This is a genomic window from Pelagibius sp. CAU 1746, assembly GCF_039839785.1.
GTDB lineage: Bacteria > Pseudomonadota > Alphaproteobacteria > Kiloniellales > Kiloniellaceae > Pelagibius.
Map to the genome: position 1 here is coordinate 1,922,327 of NZ_JBDOQT010000001.1, position 18,701 is coordinate 1,941,027.

The following is an 18,701-nucleotide window of genomic DNA, read 5'->3' on the forward strand; positions in this document are numbered from 1 at the left end:
CATGACAACGGGGCGTGCCCGGGGCTTGCGCATCGCTGTGGGCGGCTTCGCCCTGGAATCGGTTTCCTTCCTGCCGCTGGAAACCGGACTTGCCGATTTCGAACGCGAGGCGCGGCGCGGCGGCGACCTGGCCGAAAGCCTGGCCGGCACCGCGACGGTGGCCGGCGGTTTTCTGGAGGTGCTGGCGGCGGCCGGAGCCGAAGCGGTGCCGCTGGTCTATACCGATTGCTCGGCGGCGGGGCACGCCAGCGACGCGGCCTTCGATCACTTCCGCGACGAACTGATCGGGCGCCTGCGCGACGCGGGGCCGCTGGACGGCGTGCTGCTGTTCCTGCACGGCGCCATGACCACGCCCCGGCACCCCGATCCGGAAGGCGACCTGCTGCAGGCGCTGCGCGATGCGCTCGGGTCCGATCTGCCGGTCATGGTGGCCTTCGATCTGCACGCCAATCTCTCGCCGCGCACGGCCCGGCTTTGCGACGCGCTCTTCGGCTTTCACTTTTCCCCCCACGTCGACATGGCGGAAACCGGTGCCCGCGCCGCGCGCTGCCTGCTGGCCAGGCTGAACGGGGCGGCCGATCCGCAGCTCGCCCTGGTGAAGCCGCCGGTGGTGCTGCCGTCCATCTTCACCGCCACCGCGCTGGCGCCGCTGCGGGACATCGTCGCCGACTCCCTGACGTTGCCGGAGAGGGTGCCTGGGATCATCGATGCCTCGGTATTCTGCGGCTTCGCCTACGCCGACACGCCGGACCTGGGCTTTTCCGTCGCCGTGGTGGCCGACGGCGACCGCGCTCTGGCGCAGCGCGAGGCCGAACGCCTGGCGGGGCGCGTCTGGGACGCGCGCGAGGCGCTGCTGCACGAGGAACTGGTCGACGATCTCGACGGCGGCCTCGCCAAAGCCAGGCGGATCGCGCAAGGCGAGTCGCGGCCCGTGGTGCTGTTGGAACACGCCGACCGCATGAACGATTCCACCTGGGCGCTGCGCCGCCTGATCGCCGCAGCGGCCGATCCGGATGGCGGGGGCCTGGCGGTGCACTGTCCCTACCTCTGGGACCCGGAAACCGCCGAGGCCGCGGTGGCGGCGGGGCGGGGCGCGCGGCTTGCGGTGGCGCTGGGCGGCAAGTCCTCCGAGCGCGCCGGCGGGCCGATCCAGGCCGAGGCGGAGGTGATCTGGGCCGGCCGCAAGGTCTTCACCGGAACCGGCCCCATGCGCAAGGGGCGGCGCATCGACCTCGGCCCCTCGGCGTTGCTGCGCTTCGGCGGGGTCACGGTCAGCGTGATCTCCGTGTGCACTTCGGCCATCGACCTGGACGCGCTGGAACAGTTCGGCGTCGACTTCGGCGGTCAGGACATCGTGCTGCTGCGCTCCAAGACACATTTCCGTGCTGTCTACGAACCCTTGGCCGCGGCCATCGTGATCGTCGACACGCCGGACTGGGGCACCGCCGATCTCGGGCGGTTGCCCTATCGCCATGCACCCGCCGGGCTCTTTCCCCTGGCGCGGGATGCGGACTGGCCGGTTGTGGCCGAAAGGAACGACTATATGGACAAAAAAGTTGGGCAGGGAGACGACTGATGCCATCGCCGATCGTAGAGAATGAGTATCCCATTGAATTGACGGCGCCGGACATTGCGCCCTACAAGGCCGGGAACACCGGCATCGACTACATCACTTGTTTCGACAGCGGCCGGCCGGGCCCGCACGTGATGGTCACCGCCGTGGTGCACGGCAACGAGCTCTGCGGCGCCATTGCTTTGGACTGGCTGTTCAAGCACGACGTCAAGCCGCTCCACGGGAAGCTCTCCCTCGGCTTCATGAACGTCGATGCTTATTTCAGCTTTGATCCTGCCACACCGACGACATCGCGCTATGTCGACGAGGACTTCAACCGGCTGTGGACCGCCGAAGTTCTGGACGGGCCGCGCCAATCCGTGGAGCTGACCCGGGCCCGGACCGTACGGCCCTTCATCGACACCGTCGACATGCTGCTGGACATCCACTCCATGCAGCGCAAGCAGCCGGCGATGATGATGGCGGGTCCTCTGGCCAAGGGGCGCGAACTGGCCAAGGCCGTCGGCCTGCCGGAGATCGTGGTGACCGACGCCGGGCACGCTGCCGGCAAGCGGATGCGCGACTACGAAGGCTTTGCCGATCCTGCCGGCCCCAAGAACGCGCTGCTGATGGAATGCGGCCAGCATTGGGAAGCGGAGGCCGGGCCGCTGGCGATCCACACCGCCCTGCGCTTCCTGCTGGTCAACGAGATGGTCGATGCCGACTGGGCCGCCGAAGGGCTGGCCGGTGTCGAACTGCCGCCGCAGCGCTTCATCGAGGTGACGGGGCCGGTGACCATCGAGACCGAGAACTTCCGCTTCGTCGAGAGGTACAGCGGCCTTGAAGTGATCCCCAAGGCCGGCAGCGTTATCGGCTACGACGGCGACAAGCCCGTTACCACCCCCTACGACGATTGCGTGCTGATCATGCCCTCGCGGCGCCTCGATCCCGGTGCCTCGGCGGTCCGTCTCGGGCGCTATGTGGATATGAGTTGACGTAAGCGTGACCCTCTGCCCGCTGGTGTCCGCGGGGCGGGCAGGGTAAGGAATGACATGCTGGACGCCCACCTGCGCAAGATCATCGATCCGCCGCTCGACCGCTTCGGGCGGCGCCTTGCGCAGCTGGGCGTCACCGCCAACGGCGTCACCTGGACCGGCTTCTTCGTCGGCACGGGAGGCTGGGCGCTGCTGGCGCTGCAAAGCTATCACTTGGCGCTTTTCTGCATCCTGCTGAACCGCCTTGCCGACGGACTGGACGGCGCGGTGGCGCGTCATGCCCGCATCAGTGACCTGGGCGGCTATCTCGACATCGTCCTCGACTTCCTCTTCTATTCCGGTGTGGTCTTCTTCTTCGCCGTGGGGCGGCCCGGTGAGGCGCTGCCGGCGGCCTTCCTGATCTTCAGCTTCGTCGGCACCGGCGCCTCCTTCCTCGCTTTCGCGGCCTTGGCCGCCAAGCGCGGCATCACCACGGCGGCGCGCGGCACCAAGTCCATCTACTACCTGGGCGGCCTGACGGAAGGGACGGAGACCATCGCCCTCTTCGTCGCCATCTGCCTCTTTCCCGATCTCTTCTCCTGGTTCGCCTGGGTCTTCGGCGGCCTCTGTTGGCTGACCACCGCCGTGCGCATCTTCATGGCGACGGAAACCTTCCGCCGCTAGCGCCGGCAAGACCGTCACCGAAACAGCGGCATTTCGCGAACCCGCACTTGATCTTCCTCATGAGCATGATCTCTCCGCACCGTCGCTTGGAGCCGCGGGGTCGGAGGCGGGCTTCAGGCCGGGCGGCCGACGATCAGCGGCTGCATCGGCGCGCCACGATTGTCGGGCGCCCGGTGCCGCGTTAGGCTGGCAGGCAGGATGGACAGCACCTCCTTGCAAGAGCTTCTCAGTGATGCGGCCTCGCGGGCGGCGGACTATCTCGACGGTCTGCCCGCGCGGAAGGTTGGGCCTCTGCCGGGTTCGGTAGACCGCTTGATGCGGGCGCTCGACGGCCCGCTGCCGGGCGGCCCGAGCGAGGCGGGCGACGTTCTTGCCTTTCTCGACGGCTACGGATCGCCCGCCACCGTCGCCAGCGCCGGCGGCAGGTACTTCGGTTTCGTGACCGGCGGCGCGCTGCCGGCGACGCTGGCTGCCCAGTATCTCGCCGCGGCCTGGGACCAGAACAGCTTCAGCTTCGTCAGCTCTCCGGCGGTTGCCTGCTTCGAGGCCACGGCCCTGCGCTGGGTGAAGGAGGCATTAGGCCTACCCGCGGCGGCCGAGGGCGCCCTGGTGACCGGCGCGACCATGGCGAATTTCACCTGCCTGGCGGCGGCGCGGAACCATCTGCTTGTGCGCGCGGGATGGGACGTCGACCGCCAGGGGCTTTTTGGGGCGCCGGACCTGCCCGTCGTCGTCGGCGGCGAAGCGCATGCCTCTCTTTTCAAGACGCTCTCGCTGTTGGGATTGGGGCGGGAGCGGGTGCTGCGCGCTGAGGCCGATGATCAGGGTCGCCTGCGCGCCGACAGGCTGCCGCGGATCGACGGCCCCGCCATCGTCTGCATTCAGGCGGGCAACGTGAACTCCGGCGCCTTCGACCCGGCCGAAGAGGTCGTCGCCTGGGCGCGTCAGCGCGAGACCTGGGTCCATGTGGACGGCGCCTTCGGCCTCTGGGCGCTGGCCTCGGACGAACTCGCGCCCCTTGCCAGAGGCTTCAGCGGCGCCGATTCCTGGGCGACCGATGCGCACAAGTGGCTGAACGTGCCCTACGACTCAGGCATTGCCCTAGTCCGCGATCCCGAAGCACTGGCCCGGGCCATGTCGATCAGCGGGTCCTATCTTCTGGCCAGCGAGCACCGCGACGCCATGAACGTGACGCCCGACAGCTCGCGCCGCGCCCGCGCCCTAGAGGTCTGGGCGGCACTGAAAGCGCTGGGGCGGTCCGGCCTGACCGAGATGGTGGAACGCAGTTGCCGCCAGGCGCGCCGCATTGCCGAGGGCCTGCAGGCCGGCGGCGCCGAGATCCTGAACGAGGTGGTGCTGAACCAAGTCGTCGCCTGCTTCGGAGATGATTCCCGCACGCAACTCGTTATCGCAGCAGTTCAGAACGACGGTACCTGCTGGTGCGGCGGAACCGTCTGGAAGGGGCGTGCCGCCATGCGGATCAGCGTTTCTTCCTGGGCGACAAGCGACGACGACATCGCGCGCTCCATAGCGGCGATCCTCAGGGCCCGGGAGTCAATTTGACTAGCGCTTGGGCCAAGCCCAGGCCGGCGCCTCGATGCCGGGGGCGACAGTCTCGCCCAGATCCTTCTCCAGGGTGAAGACGGTACCGACTTTCTCGCCGGACAAAGCCTCGACCAGCGCCTCGGCATGGGTGACGACGATGACTTGGGATCGCTCGGCTGCCGCGGCGATGAGGCGGGCAAGCGGCGCCAGCAGGTCGGGATGAAGACTGGTCTCCGGCTCGTTCAGCACCATGAGGGAGGGCGGACGTGGTGTCAGCAGGGCCGCCACCAGCAGCAGATAGCGCAGGGTGCCGTCCGAAAGCTCCGATACGCGCAGTGGCCGCAGCAGGCCGTGCTGGCGCATGGCCACTTCGAACAGGCCGTCCGCCACGGAAATCTCCAGAGAGCTGCCCGGAAAGGCGTCTTCGATCGCCTGGTTCAGGGCGGCCGGATTGCCGATCTCACGGATGGTTTGCAGGGCGGCGGCGAGGTCGGCGCCGTCGGCGGCCAGCACCGGCGTTCGGGTGCCGACCTGGGGGCGCCGCGCCGGCGCCTCGGTATCGCTGCGGAAGTGGTCATAGAAGCGCCAGCCGCGCATGCGCTCGCGCAAGGCCAGCAGCTCCGGCGCGCCGCGCGGATCGGCGGCGTGGGTCATCATGCTGTCGAAGGGGGCGAGGTCGGTGATTACAGTTGCGCGCTTGCCCTGTTCGTCCAGGATGTGAACGCCTGCGCCGCCGCGCGAGGCGATGAGGTTGCTGCGCTTCAGCATCTCGCCGATCCAAACCGCTTCGGCCTTGATCTCGGGATCGTGGCCGAACAGGCTGCTGCTCGGCTGCGGCAGGCCGAGGTCGATGGCGTAGCCATAGTCCTCGGAGGCGAAGCCCAGTTTCAGGCTCACCCTTTCGCGCCGGACCGTACCCTGTACCGGCGCTTCGCCGGCTTTCACGGCGCGGGAGAAGCTTTCCGGACCGGCCCAGAGGGTCGACTCCAGGCCGCCTTCGACCGCCAGAGATTGCACGATGCGGCCCTGCGCCGCTTCGCCCAGCAGTCTCAGGGCGCGGTAGAAGCTCGACTTGCCGCTGCCGTTGGCGCCGGTGACCACGTTGAGGCGGTCCAACGGCAGCACGAGGTCACGCAGCGAGCGGTAGCCGGCGACGGCAAGGGTCAGGATCATCCGGCGGGCTTCAGGTTGGGATAGGTCATCCCCTTCTGATTAGTCGCCCGGGCGCTCCTTGCCAACCGTTGTCGTCTCGATGCCGCGCTGGCCTTCGGCGAACTGCACCTCGAATTCCTCCTGAATGCGCCGCAGTTCCTCGATGGCAGCGCGGATATCCGAGCTGTCGATGACATTGACCTCGACCCGCTCGCCGATGCGCGACAGGCGGCGGCGCAGCTTGCGGTGCTCTTCGGAGAGGAAGTCGTCGACCTGGTAGACCTGGACGGGGCGGGTGAAGCCCTTGGGCGTGATGCGCTCGACGGCCGTGCAGCGAACGTGGCCGTGGATCAAGCTGTGGGTGGCCTCGTCCACCAGAATGGCGTCCGGCTTGGCCGCCACTTCCAGGCGCGAGGCCAGGTTCACCGGGCTGCCGAGCACCGTATAGTCGAGGCGCTGCTCGGAGCCGAAGTTGCCCACCGTGCAAAAGCCCGTGGCAATCCCCATGCGCAGATGCAGACCTTGGGTCACGCCGAGCTTGCGCCAGTATTTCTGCAGCTCGGCTGCCCGCGCGCGCATGCGCAGCGCCATCTCCACACAGCGCAGCGCGTCTTCGGCCTCTCCCTCGCTTTCCGGGTCGCCGAAGAAGACGAGGATGGCATCGCCGATGAACTTGTCGATGGTGCCGCCGCAATCGAGCGCGATGGAGGCCATCTCCGAAAGGTAGGAGTTCACGACCTTGGCCAGGCGTTCGGGCTCAAGGGTATCGCTCAGGTCGGTGAACTGGACGATGTCGGAGAGGAAGATCGTCAGGTTCTTGCGGGTATAGGCGCTGGACTGCTCGTCGGTTTGCGAGAAGATATTCTGGTAGATCTGCGGCGAGAGATACTTGGCCAGCCGGGTGGCGAGGTTTTCGAGCTGTCGGCTCTTCTCTTCGATGATTTCGCGGTCGCGGATCTTCTGTTCCAGCAGGTCCTCCCGTTCCCGCTTCAACTGCCACTCGGCGGTGCGGTCGACGAACTGGCCCTGGACGCCGTTGAGATAGGAGAAGACATCGTCCGTGGTGCGTGTGGACAGCAGGGAAAATACCCGGTCCTCCCCGTCCAATCGGATGTGAATTTCGGGAATGAGGATTGAGCCTTCGCCGTTCAGGTTGGTGACGAAGTTTTCGATCTGGGCGCCGGGGACGCCCAGTTGCTCCAGCACGTCGGGGAAGTAGGCGTTGGTGACGTTGCCGAGGATGGGAAAGAAGCTCTTGAAGTTTTCGTTCACCTTCAAGACTTGCAGATCCTCGTTGGCGAAGTAGCAGGCCGTAATCGCGTTGCGGAAATTGAAGAAGCTCAGGTCGATGATGTTGTGCTGATTGAAGAAGTCCTCCAGTTTCATCGCATTGGCCCTCCTTGCATCGCTATGAGAACCCTGGATCGCCGCGCCATTGCCTGGCGTCACCCGAAGCTGTCCACGAAGCGAGGAGGAGGCCCGGTTTCTCCTTCCGCGCGCGCGTTTGCATCTGCGGTTTTCTTCTGGCTGCAAGCTTGACGTTTTGCTCCTTCCGCGGCAAGGCGCTTCGTGGGATCGGGCGCCAAAGAAAAAAGCCCGCCGGTGGGCGCCGGCGGGCTTCAGTCGAAGGCACAGGGAAGGACTACTTGGAGAAGTCCCCCTACTATTCCGCCGCAGCAGAGGCGGCGGAATCTTTTGCGACCGGGTGAGCGGCCATGAGTTCGAGCGCCTTGACCATGGCGGAGTGGTCCCAGGCGGAACCGCCGTTGGCGGCACAGGCGTTGAACAGCTCCTGCGCGGTCGCCGTGTTGGGCAGGCTGACGCCCAGCGCCTTGGCGCCCTGCAGGGCGAGGTTGAGGTCCTTCTGGTGCAGCTCGATGCGGAAGCCCGGATCGAAGGTGCGCTTGATCATGCGCTCGCCGTGGATCTCCAGGATGCGCGAGGTGGCGAGCCCGCCCATCAGCGCCTGGCGCACCTTGGCCGGGTCGGCGCCGGCCTTGGAGGCGAAGACCAGGGCCTCGCCCACCGCCTCGATGGTCAGGGCGACGACGATCTGGTTGGCGACCTTGGTGGTCTGACCGACGCCGTTGGGGCCGACCAAGGTGATGTTCTTGCCCATCAGTTCGAAGATCGGCTTGGCCTTCTCGAAGGCCGCCTCCGTGCCGCCGACCATGATGGTCAGGGAAGCCGACTTGGCGCCGACCTCGCCGCCGGAGACCGGCGCGTCCAGGTAGTCGCAGCCCGCCTCGTTGATCTTCTGGGCGAAGACCTTGGTCTCGATGGGCGAGATCGAGCTCATGTCGATCACCAGCTTGCCCTTGGAGAGGCCCTCGGCGACGCCGTTCTCGCCGAACAGCACGGCCTCGACCTGCGGGGTGTCGGGCACCATGGTGATGATGATGTCGCTCGCCTCGGCCACCGCCTTGGCGCTGTCGACCAGCTTCAGGCCCTTGCCGGTCAGCTCGTCCGGCGCCGGGGTGCGGTGCACGGTGCTGGTGACCTCATGCCCGCCGTCCAGCAGGTGGCCGACCATGGGCGCGCCCATGATGCCGAGGCCGATGAATCCGATCTTTGCCATGACTTTCCGTTCCTTTCGCTCGAATTTTTTGCAGGCGCGCGGCTTATTCCGCCGCGGCGCTGGCGGAGAGATAGGGGCGCAGCCAGCCGAGGCCTTCCGAGGTGCCGGCCTTGGGCTTGTACTCGCAGCCGATCCAGCCCTTGTAGCCCATCTTGTCGATGGCATCGAAGAGGAAGCCGTAGTTGATCTCGCCAGTGCCCGGCTCGTGGCGACCCGGATTGTCGGCCAGCTGCATATGGGGGATCTTGGCCAGGTTCTTCTCGATGGTGCGGGTCAGATCGCCTTCCATGACCTGCATGTGATAGATGTCGTACTGGAAGTAAAGGTTGTCCGATCCGACGGTGTCGATGACCGAGAGCGCCTGCGCCGAGGTCGAGAGATAGAAGCCGGGAATGTCGATGGTGTTGATCGCCTCGATCAGCAGCTTGATGCCGGCTTCCTTGGTCTTCTCCGCGGCGAAGCGCAGATTGTCGATGTAGGTGCGGTCGATTTCGTCCGGATCGGCGCCTTCGGGGCGCAGGCCGGCCATGGCGTGGAGCTGGGTGCAGCCCAGGGCCTTGGCGTAGTCGATGGCGGTGCCCACGCCGTCCTGGAATTCCCCGACGCGGTCTGGCAAACAGGCCAGTCCGCGCTCGCCCGCGTCCCAGTCGCCCGCCGGCATGTTGTGCAGCACCTGGGTCAGATTGTTGGCCTTCAGCGCTTCGGCCAAGGCGTCCTTCCCGAAGGCGTAGGGGAAGAGGTATTCGACGCCCTGGAAGCCGTCTTTCGCGGCCGCGGCGAAGCGGTCGAGGAAGTCGTGCTCGTTGTAGAGCATCGACAGGTTGGCGGCGAACTTAGGCATTCTTGAACTCCTCCTGAATTTTCGACAGCTTGCCGGTCCCGGGCGGGCGGAACTTGATGATAGCCAGGTGAATAGCCTTTGTCGCCGGAACGGCAAGCCCTTTTTGCGGCGGGCTACTCGGCGGGCGCCAATTCCGGCTGCCTGTCGTTCGGCAGGCCGTCGGGACCCAGCGTGGGATCGAGGCACAGCGTCTCCTCGAATTCGTTCACGGCATCGATCTCCGTGCCCATGGAGACGTTGGTGACCCGTTCCAGAATGAACTCGACCACGACCGGCACCTGGAATTCTTGCATCAGCCGGTGGGCCTCGTCGAAGGCTTCCTTGAATTCGTTGGGGCTCTTCACGCGAATCGCCTTGCAGCCCAGGCCCTCGGCGACCTTCACGTGGTCGACGCCGTACTCGCCGAGATCCGCCGTGTTGATGTTCTCGAAGGAGAGCTGGACGTTGTAATCCATGTCGAAGCCGCGCTGCGCCTGGCGGATGAGGCCCAGATAGGCGTTGTTCACAACCACATGGATGTAAGGCAGCTTGAATTGCGCGCCGACGGCCAGTTCTTCGATCATGAACTGGAAGTCGTAGTCGCCGGACACCGCGACGATCTCCTGCTCCGGGCGCGCCTTGCGCACGCCCAGTGCCGCCGGCAGGGTCCAGCCCAGCGGGCCGGCCTGGCCGCAGTTGATCCAGTTGCGCGGGTTGTAGACGTGCAGGAACTGCGCCGCGGCGATCTGCGACAGGCCGATGGTGGTGACGTAGCAGGTGTCGCGGCCGAAGGCCTCGTTCATCTCCTCGTAGACACGCTGCGGCTTCAGCGGCACCTCGTCGTAGTGGCTCTTGCGCAGCATGTTCTTCTTGCGGTGCTCGCACTCGCGCGACCAGGAGCCGCGGTCCTTCAGCTTGCCGGCGGCCTTCCATTCCTTTGCCACCTCGACGAAGAGCTCCAGCGCCGCCTTGGCGTCGGAGACGATGCCGTAGTCGGGCATGAAGACGCGGCCGATCTGCGTCGGCTCGATATCGACGTGCACGAACTTGCGGCCCTTGGTGTAGACCTCGATGGAGCCCGTGTGGCGGTTGGCCCAGCGGTTGCCGATGCCGAAGACGAAGTCGGAGCGCAGGAAGGTGGCGTTGCCATAGCGGTGGCTGGTCTGCAGGCCCACCATGCCCGCCATCAGCGGGTGGTCGTCGGCGATGGCGCCCCAGCCCATGAGGGTCGGGATCACCGGCACGCCGGTCACTTCGGCGAAGTCGACCAGCAGGTCGGCGGCATCGGCGTTGATGATGCCGCCGCCGGCGACGATCACCGGGCGCTCGGCCGCGTTCAGCATCGCCAGCGCCTTTTCCGCCTGCTTGCGGCTGGCTGCGGGCTTGTAGACAGGCAGGGGCTCGTAGGTCTCGTCGTCGAACTCGATCTCGGCCATCTGCACGTCGACCGGCAGGTCGATGAGGACCGGGCCGGGCCGGCCTGAGCGCATCAGGTGGAAGGCCTGCTGGAAGGCGCGCGGCACCAGGGCGGGTTCCTGCACGGTGATGGCCCACTTGGTGACCGGCTTGGCGATGGATTCGATGTCGACGGCCTGGAAATCCTCCTTGTTCAGCTTGGCGCGCGGCGCCTGTCCGGTGATGCAGAGGATGGGAATGGAATCGGCCGAGGCGGAATAGAGCCCGGTGATCATGTCGGTGCCCGCCGGTCCCGAGGTGCCGATGCAGACCCCGATGTTGCCCGGCGTGGCGCGGGTGTAGCCCTCGGCCATGTGGGAGGCGCCTTCGACGTGGCGCGCCAGCACGTGGTCCAGGGTGCCGCGCTTCTTCATGGCGGCGTAGAGCGGGTTGATCGCCGCGCCGGGAACCCCGAAGGCGACGCTGACGCCTTCCTTCTCCATCACGCGAACGGCGGCTTCTGCTGCGGTCATCAGGGTCATCGTCTCTCCTCCGCCCAAACTTCCTGATCGAATGCTGAGTCTCGCTGGAGCCGTGAGGATGTCAGGTGGTATACCATATGTCAATGAAAACGGAATTATATTCCGTATCGTGGAATAATAATCGTGACCGCTGTGAAAATCCTGTATTTCAGTGGTATTTTATGGACTATAAAATGGAATTGGATACCGAAAGATACCTGAGGCGTGGCGGGCGACGTGCCTGCTGACAGCTTTGGGCTTTGCCCTCTATGCTGCGCCTGCCGAGGGAAGGGAGAATCGCTCATCATGCCGAGAACCGCCGCGAAGAGCCGGGGCGCCAAGCGAGACGCCGGCAAGGGGGGCGGGCAGGTCCAGTCGCTCGACCGGGCCCTCTCAATCCTGGAACGCCTGGCCGGGGCCGACGGCATGACCCTGACCGATCTGGCGCAATCCGTAGGCCTGGCGCCCTCCACCACTCATCGCCTGCTGACCACCTTGCAGCAGCGCCATTTCGCCGACTTCGACGAGGAGTACGGCGTCTGGGTGATCGGCGTCGGCGCGTTCAACGTCGGCAATGCTTTCCTGCGCAACCGCCGCCTCGTCACCCTGGGCCGCCCGGTCATGCGCCGCCTCATGGAGGATGTCGGCGAGACCGTCAACCTGGCCGTGGAGGATCAGAACGAGCTGGTCTACGTGACCCAGTTCGAGAGCCATGCCCCCATGCGCGCCTTCTTCCGCCCCGGCCGGCGCGCGCCGATGCATGCTTCGGCGGTCGGCAAGGCCATGCTGGCGGAAATCGACGATGCGGCCCTGACCGCCCTGTTGCACCGCAAGGGAATGCCGCGATTCACCGACAAGACCATTGTCGATCCGACGGCGCTGCGGGCCGAGTTGGCGAAGACGCGCGCGCGCGGCTGGGGCGTCGACGACGAGGAGCATACCGTCGGCATGCGCTGCGTGGCGGCGACCATTCACAACGAGCACGGCGAGGTCATTGCCGGAGTGTCCGTTTCCGGTCCCTCGGTCCGGGTGACCGAGACCCGGCTGGGCGAACTGGGCGCGCGGGTGGTTCAGGCGGCCAAGGAAATCACCGAGCAGATCGGCGGCGTGGTGCCCTAGCGGCACCCTCGGAGCCCGCCCGGTTTCGGAGCCTGCCGGAATCGCGGATTTCTCGCATCGCGCGCATGTTTGGCCGAGGTATTTCGTGGTGCGGCTGCATCGCTTTGTATTCTCTCCGGAATGTGACAGAAAACACGTCGACGGCTTTTCCAACGGAGTAGTATAGAGGCTCGAAGGGGGAGGCAGATTTGGCACGCATCCATTTCAGCAATTCCGCGCGTGAGGGCGCTTGCCGGGCGGGCGGGCGGCGGCCGACTTGCGGTTGCAGACGGCGGAGGCGGCAGCCGGTCGCGCGGCGGTGCGGGCCGCAGGGTGCGGGACGGGGATCGCCCGGTCGCTTCCGCAGGGAGAGAGGGGCGCGGCGATGGCCATTCGACGCTGGTTGACGGCGATCGGCCTGGGCGGACTTGCGGAGGTCTTCGAGGAAAACGACGTCGATCTCGAACTCATTCCGGAGCTGACCGAGGAGGATCTGCGCCAGCTCGGCCTGACGCTGGGTCAACGCAAGCGGCTGCTGCGCGCGGCGCAGTCTCTGGCGACGGCGGGGTCCAGGCCCGCCGTAGCTCTCGCCCAGGCGGCCCCCGGGGACCGGGTGCCCGCCGAGCGCCGCCACCTCACCGTGATGTTCTGCGACATCGTCGGCTCTACGGTGTTGTCCGAGCGTCTGGAAGCCGAGGATCTGCTCGACGTGGTGCGCCGCTATCAGAACTTCTGCGCCTCCATCATCGGCACCCACGAAGGATATATCGCGCGCTTCGTCGGCGACGGCATCCTGGCCTACTTCGGCTATCCCATGGCGCACGAAGATGCGCCGGTCCACGCACTGCACGCCGCCTTGGGCATCACCGAAGGCATCGGGCAGCTACAGTTGCCGGCCGACACCCAGTTGGCGGTGCGCATCGGGATCGCTTCCGGCGTGGTCATCGTCGGCGACCTGATCGGCGCCGGCGCCGCGGTGGAGCAGCCGGCCATCGGCATCGCCCCCAATCTGGCCGCCCGCGTTCAGGGCACGGCGGGGCCGAACGAGATCGTCGTAGCCGACGTGACCTACCGCCTGGCGCAGGATGAGTTCGATTTCGAGGATCTCGGCCGGCGGGAGTTCCACGGCATTTCCGAGCCGGTACGCATCTGGCGCTTGCTGGGCGAACGTCAGGGCGACCGCGCCGCCGTAACCTTCGGGCGCTGGTCCCAGACCTCCTTCGCCGACCGCAGCGATCAGCTCGACCTGGCGCGCCGTCAATGGCGCCAAGTGAAGGGCGGGACCGGCCGCGTGATCATGATCACGGGGGAGCCCGGCATCGGCAAGTCGCGCTTCGTGCACCAGTTTCTGCGCGAGGTGAGCGACGAAGCCATGGTGCAGACCTATCAGGGCACGCCGTACAACCAGGACAGCCCGCTTCATCCCCTGATCCAGCGCTATCGCCAGTTGGCCAATATCGACCCCGGCGACAGCGCGGCGACCATCCGCCACAAGCTGGAGAAGGTGGTGATGGGCGACGGGCCGGAACGCGAGGCGCGCCTGGACATTTTCACCGACTTGCTCTCACCCGTCTCCATCGACCAGCCGCAGTCTCAGACCGCCGCCAAGCAGAACCGCGAACGTCTTCTTCAGGCCATCGTCGACAACCTCGTCTCGCGCAGCCGCGAGTGCCCCATCGTCCTGGTGGTGGACGACTTCCAGTGGCTCGACCCGACTTCGATCGAACTGCTGGACCGGGTGATCGACGTCATTCCGAATGAACGGATCTACGTCATCGTGACGTCGCGTGAGAGCGGCTATGCGCTTTGGGAGTCGTTGCCGCATGTGACGCGGCTGGAGATGGGCCGCCTGCCGGTGAAGGACACTCAGGCGCTGATCGCCAGCCTCGCCCAGGGAACCTCGCTCACCAAGGCCGTGGTCAGCGAGATCGTCGAAAAGACCGACGGCATCCCGCTTTTCGTCGAGGAGCTGACCAAGAGCGTCGTGGAGTTGGATTTCGAGCAGTCGGCCAAGGGGCGCAAGCCGAAGCGCCGCGCCGGCTCGGCCATTCCGATCTCGCTGCAGGACTCGCTCATGGAGCGGCTTGACCGCGTCGGTCAGGCGAAGATGGTGGCGCGGGTCGGCTCCGTGCTCGGCCGTTCCTTTACGCGGGAGATGATTTCCCAGGTCGGCGATTTCGACGCCGCCTATCTGGAGTCGGCGCTGGTGACCCTCTCCGATGCCGGCTTGATCTATCGGGAGATCGACCAGCGCGGGAAGGAGACCTTCGTCTTCAAGCACGGCCTGGTGCAGGAAGCGGCCTACGATTCGCTGCTGCGCGAGGAACGCCAGCGGCTGCATTCCTCGACGGCGACGGCGCTCAAGAAGCTGGTGCCGGAGATCGAAACGGACAGGCCCGATCTGCTGGCCAACCATCTTTCCGCCGGCGGCAGCCACGAGGAAGCGGCGAAGCTGTGGCTGCAGGCGGGGCGTATCAGCCTGGCACGTTCGGCCATCGTCGAGGCGGTGCACCACCTGCGCCGCGGCCTGGACGCCCTGGATCAGCTGCGCGAGACGCCGCAGACCCAGGCTCTGCGCCTCCAGGTGCTGATCCGCCTGGGCCCGGCGCTGATCGCCCTGCACGGACCGGGCTCCAGCGAGGTGGAGGAGATTTACGCCAAGGGCTACGAGCTGTGCCGCAGCCTGCCGGAGTCCGAGGATCACTTCCCGGTCTACTGGGGCTGGTGGCGTCTGTCGCGCGACTTCAACGAAATGAACAAGCGCTCCGACGAGCTGCTGACCCGCGCCGGCGCGCGCAAGGACGAGGCGCTGCTGCTGCAGGCGCATCACTGCCAATGGGCCTCGCACTTCAACCGCGGCGACTTCCAGGGCTGCCTGGAGCACATCGACTGCGGCCTGGATCTCTACGAGAAGGGCGACTACCGCACTCATGCGACGCTCTACGGGAACCACGACGCCAAGGTCTGCGGCCATGGCGAGCGGTCTTTGGTCTACTGGCTGCTCGGCCGCCCGGAGGAGGCCCTGGAGTCGGAGCGCCAGGCGCAGGCCTGGATGGAGACCCTCGGACACGGCGGCAGCTGGATGCACCACAAGGACATCACCATCATGCATCGCCTCTACCGCCGCGATGCAGCGGAGGTGCTGCGCATCGCCGAGGAGATGATCGCCTTCGCCGAAGAACAGGGCTTCACCGACCACCGTGCCAAGGCCCTGGTCTTTGCCGGCTGGGCCAACGCGCGGCTGGGCAACCCTTCCAAGGGACTGACGGAGATCCGCGAGGGGCTGGAGCGCCAGAAACTGATCGGCACGCGCGAGGACTTTCCGGTCTATTACGATATGTTCGCCGAAGTGCTGGCGCTGAACGGGCGCATCGACGAAGCGTTGGAGGAGACCACGGCGGCCCAGGCGGAGTTCGAGGCCATGGGCCTGCGAATCTGGCTGCCCGAGCTGCGCCGCCGCGTCGGCTACCTGCTGCAGTTGCGCATGCCGCACGACCCGGAACCCGCGGTCTCCGCTTACCGCAGCGCGCTGGACCTGGCGAGCGATCAGGGCGCCCGCACCCTGGCGCTGCGCGCCGCAACCAGCCTGGCCGGCCTGCTGCGCAGCCAGGGCCGCATCGACGACGCCTGCGATACTCTGGAGACGCGCCTGCAGGGGCTGGAAGCCATGGCGGGAACGCCCGACTATGCCGCCGCCAGGGCCTTGTTGGCGACCGCCCGGCGCTGGGAAAGTTGAGTGCCGATGGACGCTTCGGTCTCACGGCGCCGCGCCGGCGTGCCCCCCGAGGCGGCTAGGGAGTCTGCCAAGGCCTACCGCGGCGGCACCCACCGCTGCCGCAGTCCGGAAGAGACGTTGGAGGCTTTCCTGCCGCTGGCCGAGCGCATCGGTATCACGCGGCTGGCCAACGTTACCGGGCTGGACTGCATCGGCATCCCCGTCTACATGGCCTGCCGGCCGCTGTCGCGCTCCATCGCGGTCTCCCAGGGCAAGGGCCTGACACCGCTGGAGGCGAAGGTCTCGGCTTTCATGGAGGCGGCGGAGACCTGGCACGGCGAGACCATTACCGCCCCTTTAAAGATGGTCTCCTACGACGAGTTGAGCCGCGGACACCGGGTGATCGAGGTCGAGGGACTGCCGCGCTCTCGGCTCGGCGATTTCGACCCGGCGCAGCAGATCCTCTGGATCGAGGGCGCGCCGCTGGCCGGCGGCGAACCGCTCTGGGTACCGCTGGAACTGGTTTCCACCAACTACACCCTGCCGCAACCCCAGGGCAGTTTCGCCTTTCCCGCCAACACCAACGGCCTGGCCTCCGGCAACACCTTCACCGAGGCGGCGCTGCACGCGCTCTGCGAGCTGATCGAGCGCGACGCGCTCAGCCTTTGGCGCCTCGGCGGCGACGGCGCGCGGGCCGCGGCCAAGCTGGACCCGGAGAGTGTCGGCTCGGTGCGCTGCCGCACGCTGCTGGCGCACTACGCCCGCGCCGGCCTGGATATCGGCCTCTGGGACGTGACCTCCGATCTGGGCGTGCCGGTTTTCTGCTGCGCGGTGGCCGAGCGCAGCGACACCGCCGTGGAAGCGGAGCTGGGCGCCGGCTGCCATCCCGACCGGGAGGTCGCCCTGCTGCGCGCCCTGACGGAGGCCGCGCAGTCGCGCACCACCCGGATCGCCGGCTCGCGCGACGACTACGTGCCGGAGTCCTATGACAGCGCGGCCAAGCTGGCGCGCAACCGCACCGCCAGGCTGTGGTTGTCCGACCCCCCGCGCCGCCGCTTCGACGACGTTCCCAACCTCAGCGGCGAAACCGTCGCCGGCGATCTGGAACGGGTGCTGGACCGCCTGGCCGCCGAAGGCATCACGCAGGTCGTGGCGGTCGACCTCACCAAGCCCGAGGTCGGCCTGCCGGTGGTCCGCGTCGTAGCTTCCGGTCTGGAAGGTGCCTATCAGGGCGCCGGCAGCGACTATCGCCCCGGCCTGCGCGCCCTCGCTTGCGGCTTGGGGGAGGGGGACTGGTCATGACGGCGGTGTTCCTCGGCCCCAGCCTGCCGCGCGCCGAGGCGGAGAAGATTCTCGATGCGGACTACCGTCCGCCGGTGCGCCAGGGCGACATCTACCGCCTCGTGCAGCAGCGCCGGCCACAGGCCATCGCCGTGATCGACGGCTACTTCCAGGATGTGCCCTCGGTCTGGCACAAGGAAATTCTCTGGGCGCTGGACCAGGGCATTCCGGTTTACGGCGCCGCCAGCATGGGGGCGCTGCGCGCCGCCGAGCTGCAGCGTCACGGCATGATCGGCGTCGGCAAGATCTACGAGGCCTATCGGGTCGGGACCTATGCGCCCTACGACAGCGAACTCTTCGAGGACGACGACGAGGTGGCGGTGATTCACGGGCCGGCGGAGCTGGCCTACCCGGCGCTGTCGGACGCCATGGTCGATCTGCGCGAGACCCTGGCGGCGGCGGCGCGCGACGGGATCATCGGCCAGGATTTGCGCGACGGCCTGGTCGCCGCCTTCAAGCGCCGCTTTTACCGCGAGCGCAGCTTCGCCGCCCTGCCCGAAGTCATGGACGAACTGGAGGTGGAGCCGGCGGTGGCCGCGGCCCTGACGGCCTGGCTGCCGCAAGGGCGGATATCGCAGAAGCGTGCCGATGCCCGGGCGCTGCTGGAGGCTCTGTCCGAAAGCGGGCTGGAGCCGCCGGCCGAGCGCGAGGCCTTCGTCTTCGAGCGCACCAGCCTCTGGGCGCAGTTCGTCGAGCAGTCCGCGGACGCCGCCGCTCCCGTCGCGGCGCAAGAGGCGCGGGTGTTGGAGGAACTCTACCTCGATCCCGATCTCCATGCGGCGCTGCGCCGCCTCGCGGTTTTGCGGCTGCAACTGCAGGTGCCCGAGGCCGCGCCGCCAATCGACGATGGGGCGCGGCGCGCGGCCCTGGACCGGCTGCGGCGGCGTCATGGCCTGATGTCGCGCGCGGCGCTGGAGGCCTGGGCGGCGGACTGCGATCTCGACCGGGAGGGGCTGGATCGGCTGCTGTCCTACGAGTCGGCCGTGGAAAGCCGGGCACAGAGTGCCGGTCCGGCCCTGGCGGCGGCGTTGCTGGACGTGCTGCGCAGCGAGGGCCACTATCCGGCGCTCGCCGCACGCGCCCGCGACAAGCGGCAAAGGCTCGAGAAGGCGGGCGAGGGACACACTGCCCCCTCTGCGCTCTCGTCTCAGCCCCTGGTTGACTGGTATTTTGAGGTCCGCCTGGGCCGCGCCGCGCCGCGGGATAGCGCGCAGGCGGCGCGTGAGATGGGCTTCGCCGATGCCGAGAGCCTGCTTGACGCCCTGGCGCGCGAGCGGGCCTATCTGGCGCTTGCCGGGGAGTCGCGTTAGAACAGGCCGGTTCTTC

General features: G+C 67.2%; 13 protein-coding genes. 8 read left to right on the plus strand and 5 right to left on the minus strand.

Going from position 1 to position 18,701, the window contains the following annotated elements; translation table 11 throughout:
- Window position 1 precedes the first annotated feature (1 nt).
- The 4 genes from AAFN88_RS09055 to AAFN88_RS09070 all read left to right on the plus strand — a co-directional run bounded on the left by AAFN88_RS09055 (window position 2) and on the right by AAFN88_RS09070 (window position 4,773).
- Window positions 2-1,576, plus strand: a complete 1,575-nt coding sequence (locus tag AAFN88_RS09055; RefSeq protein WP_347519958.1) for a M81 family metallopeptidase — start codon at window positions 2-4, stop codon at window positions 1,574-1,576.
- On the plus strand, window positions 1,576-2,547 hold the full coding sequence (locus AAFN88_RS09060; RefSeq protein WP_347519959.1) for a M14 family metallopeptidase: 972 nt from the start codon (window positions 1,576-1,578) through the stop codon (window positions 2,545-2,547). Before AAFN88_RS09055 ends, AAFN88_RS09060 begins: the two co-directional genes overlap by 1 nt.
- Window positions 2,548-2,604: 57 nt before the next feature.
- Window positions 2,605-3,210, plus strand: coding sequence for a CDP-alcohol phosphatidyltransferase family protein (locus tag AAFN88_RS09065; RefSeq protein WP_347519960.1), 606 nt, complete (start codon window positions 2,605-2,607; stop codon window positions 3,208-3,210).
- A gap of 315 nt (window positions 3,211-3,525) precedes the next feature.
- Window positions 3,526-4,773 (plus strand): pyridoxal-dependent decarboxylase, encoded by a 1,248-nt coding sequence (locus AAFN88_RS09070; protein ID WP_347519961.1) that lies wholly within the window; start codon window positions 3,526-3,528, stop codon window positions 4,771-4,773.
- On the opposite strand, the gene AAFN88_RS09075 is transcribed toward AAFN88_RS09070, so the two are convergent.
- The 5 genes from AAFN88_RS09075 to gcl all read right to left on the minus strand — a co-directional run bounded on the left by AAFN88_RS09075 (window position 4,774) and on the right by gcl (window position 11,242).
- Complete coding sequence (locus tag AAFN88_RS09075; RefSeq protein ID WP_347519962.1) at window positions 4,774-5,928, minus strand: AAA family ATPase; 1,155 nt, start codon at window positions 5,926-5,928, stop codon at window positions 4,774-4,776. It lies immediately after the preceding gene.
- Window positions 5,929-5,967: 39 nt separating this feature from the next.
- Window positions 5,968-7,293, minus strand: a complete 1,326-nt coding sequence (locus AAFN88_RS09080; RefSeq protein ID WP_347519963.1) for an adenylate/guanylate cyclase domain-containing protein — start codon at window positions 7,291-7,293, stop codon at window positions 5,968-5,970.
- A 277-nt stretch (window positions 7,294-7,570) separates the two neighbouring features.
- The gene (glxR, locus tag AAFN88_RS09085; RefSeq protein ID WP_347519964.1) at window positions 7,571-8,485 is read right to left on the minus strand and encodes a 2-hydroxy-3-oxopropionate reductase; all 915 of its coding nucleotides are present in this window, start codon (window positions 8,483-8,485) and stop codon (window positions 7,571-7,573) included.
- Window positions 8,486-8,528: 43 nt separating this feature from the next.
- Window positions 8,529-9,326, minus strand: coding sequence for a 2-oxo-tetronate isomerase (otnI, locus tag AAFN88_RS09090; protein ID WP_347519965.1), 798 nt, complete (start codon window positions 9,324-9,326; stop codon window positions 8,529-8,531).
- A gap of 113 nt (window positions 9,327-9,439) precedes the next feature.
- Window positions 9,440-11,242, minus strand: a complete 1,803-nt coding sequence (gcl, locus tag AAFN88_RS09095; RefSeq protein WP_347519966.1) for a glyoxylate carboligase — start codon at window positions 11,240-11,242, stop codon at window positions 9,440-9,442.
- A gap of 285 nt (window positions 11,243-11,527) precedes the next feature.
- On the opposite strand from gcl, the gene bhcR reads away from it, so the two are divergent.
- From bhcR to AAFN88_RS09115, 4 genes are all read left to right on the plus strand, one after another.
- Window positions 11,528-12,340: an HTH-type transcriptional regulator BhcR gene (bhcR, locus tag AAFN88_RS09100; RefSeq protein ID WP_347519967.1), complete on the plus strand. Its 813-nt coding sequence runs from the start codon at window positions 11,528-11,530 to the stop codon at window positions 12,338-12,340.
- Between the two features lie 364 nt (window positions 12,341-12,704).
- The gene (locus AAFN88_RS09105) at window positions 12,705-16,055 is read left to right on the plus strand and encodes an adenylate/guanylate cyclase domain-containing protein (RefSeq protein WP_347519968.1); all 3,351 of its coding nucleotides are present in this window, start codon (window positions 12,705-12,707) and stop codon (window positions 16,053-16,055) included.
- A 6-nt stretch (window positions 16,056-16,061) separates the two neighbouring features.
- The gene (locus AAFN88_RS09110; protein WP_347519969.1) at window positions 16,062-17,336 is read left to right on the plus strand and encodes a YcaO-like family protein; all 1,275 of its coding nucleotides are present in this window, start codon (window positions 16,062-16,064) and stop codon (window positions 17,334-17,336) included.
- Window positions 17,333-18,685: a TfuA-like protein gene (locus AAFN88_RS09115; RefSeq protein WP_347519970.1), complete on the plus strand. Its 1,353-nt coding sequence runs from the start codon at window positions 17,333-17,335 to the stop codon at window positions 18,683-18,685. The genes AAFN88_RS09110 and AAFN88_RS09115 overlap by 4 nt, the downstream gene beginning before the upstream one ends.
- Window positions 18,686-18,701 lie beyond the last annotated feature (16 nt).

What these genes read in the sequence shown, in the direction of transcription:
- AAFN88_RS09055 (WP_347519958.1), top strand. Translation starts at nt 2, where the DNA reads ATGACAACGGGGCGTGCCCGGGGCTTGCGCATCGCTGTGGGCGGCTTC.
- AAFN88_RS09060 (WP_347519959.1), top strand. Translation starts at nt 1,576, where the DNA reads ATGCCATCGCCGATCGTAGAGAATGAGTATCCCATTGAATTGACGGCG.
- AAFN88_RS09065 (WP_347519960.1), top strand. Translation starts at nt 2,605, where the DNA reads ATGCTGGACGCCCACCTGCGCAAGATCATCGATCCGCCGCTCGACCGC.
- AAFN88_RS09070 (WP_347519961.1), top strand. Translation starts at nt 3,526, where the DNA reads ATGCGGGCGCTCGACGGCCCGCTGCCGGGCGGCCCGAGCGAGGCGGGC.
- AAFN88_RS09075 (WP_347519962.1), bottom strand. Translation starts at nt 5,928, where the DNA reads ATGATCCTGACCCTTGCCGTCGCCGGCTACCGCTCGCTGCGTGACCTC.
- AAFN88_RS09080 (WP_347519963.1), bottom strand. Translation starts at nt 7,293, where the DNA reads ATGAAACTGGAGGACTTCTTCAATCAGCACAACATCATCGACCTGAGC.
- glxR (WP_347519964.1), bottom strand. Translation starts at nt 8,485, where the DNA reads ATGGCAAAGATCGGATTCATCGGCCTCGGCATCATGGGCGCGCCCATG.
- otnI (WP_347519965.1), bottom strand. Translation starts at nt 9,326, where the DNA reads ATGCCTAAGTTCGCCGCCAACCTGTCGATGCTCTACAACGAGCACGAC.
- gcl (WP_347519966.1), bottom strand. Translation starts at nt 11,242, where the DNA reads ATGACCCTGATGACCGCAGCAGAAGCCGCCGTTCGCGTGATGGAGAAG.
- bhcR (WP_347519967.1), top strand. Translation starts at nt 11,528, where the DNA reads ATGCCGAGAACCGCCGCGAAGAGCCGGGGCGCCAAGCGAGACGCCGGC.
- AAFN88_RS09105 (WP_347519968.1), top strand. Translation starts at nt 12,705, where the DNA reads ATGGCCATTCGACGCTGGTTGACGGCGATCGGCCTGGGCGGACTTGCG.
- AAFN88_RS09110 (WP_347519969.1), top strand. Translation starts at nt 16,062, where the DNA reads ATGGACGCTTCGGTCTCACGGCGCCGCGCCGGCGTGCCCCCCGAGGCG.
- AAFN88_RS09115 (WP_347519970.1), top strand. Translation starts at nt 17,333, where the DNA reads ATGACGGCGGTGTTCCTCGGCCCCAGCCTGCCGCGCGCCGAGGCGGAG.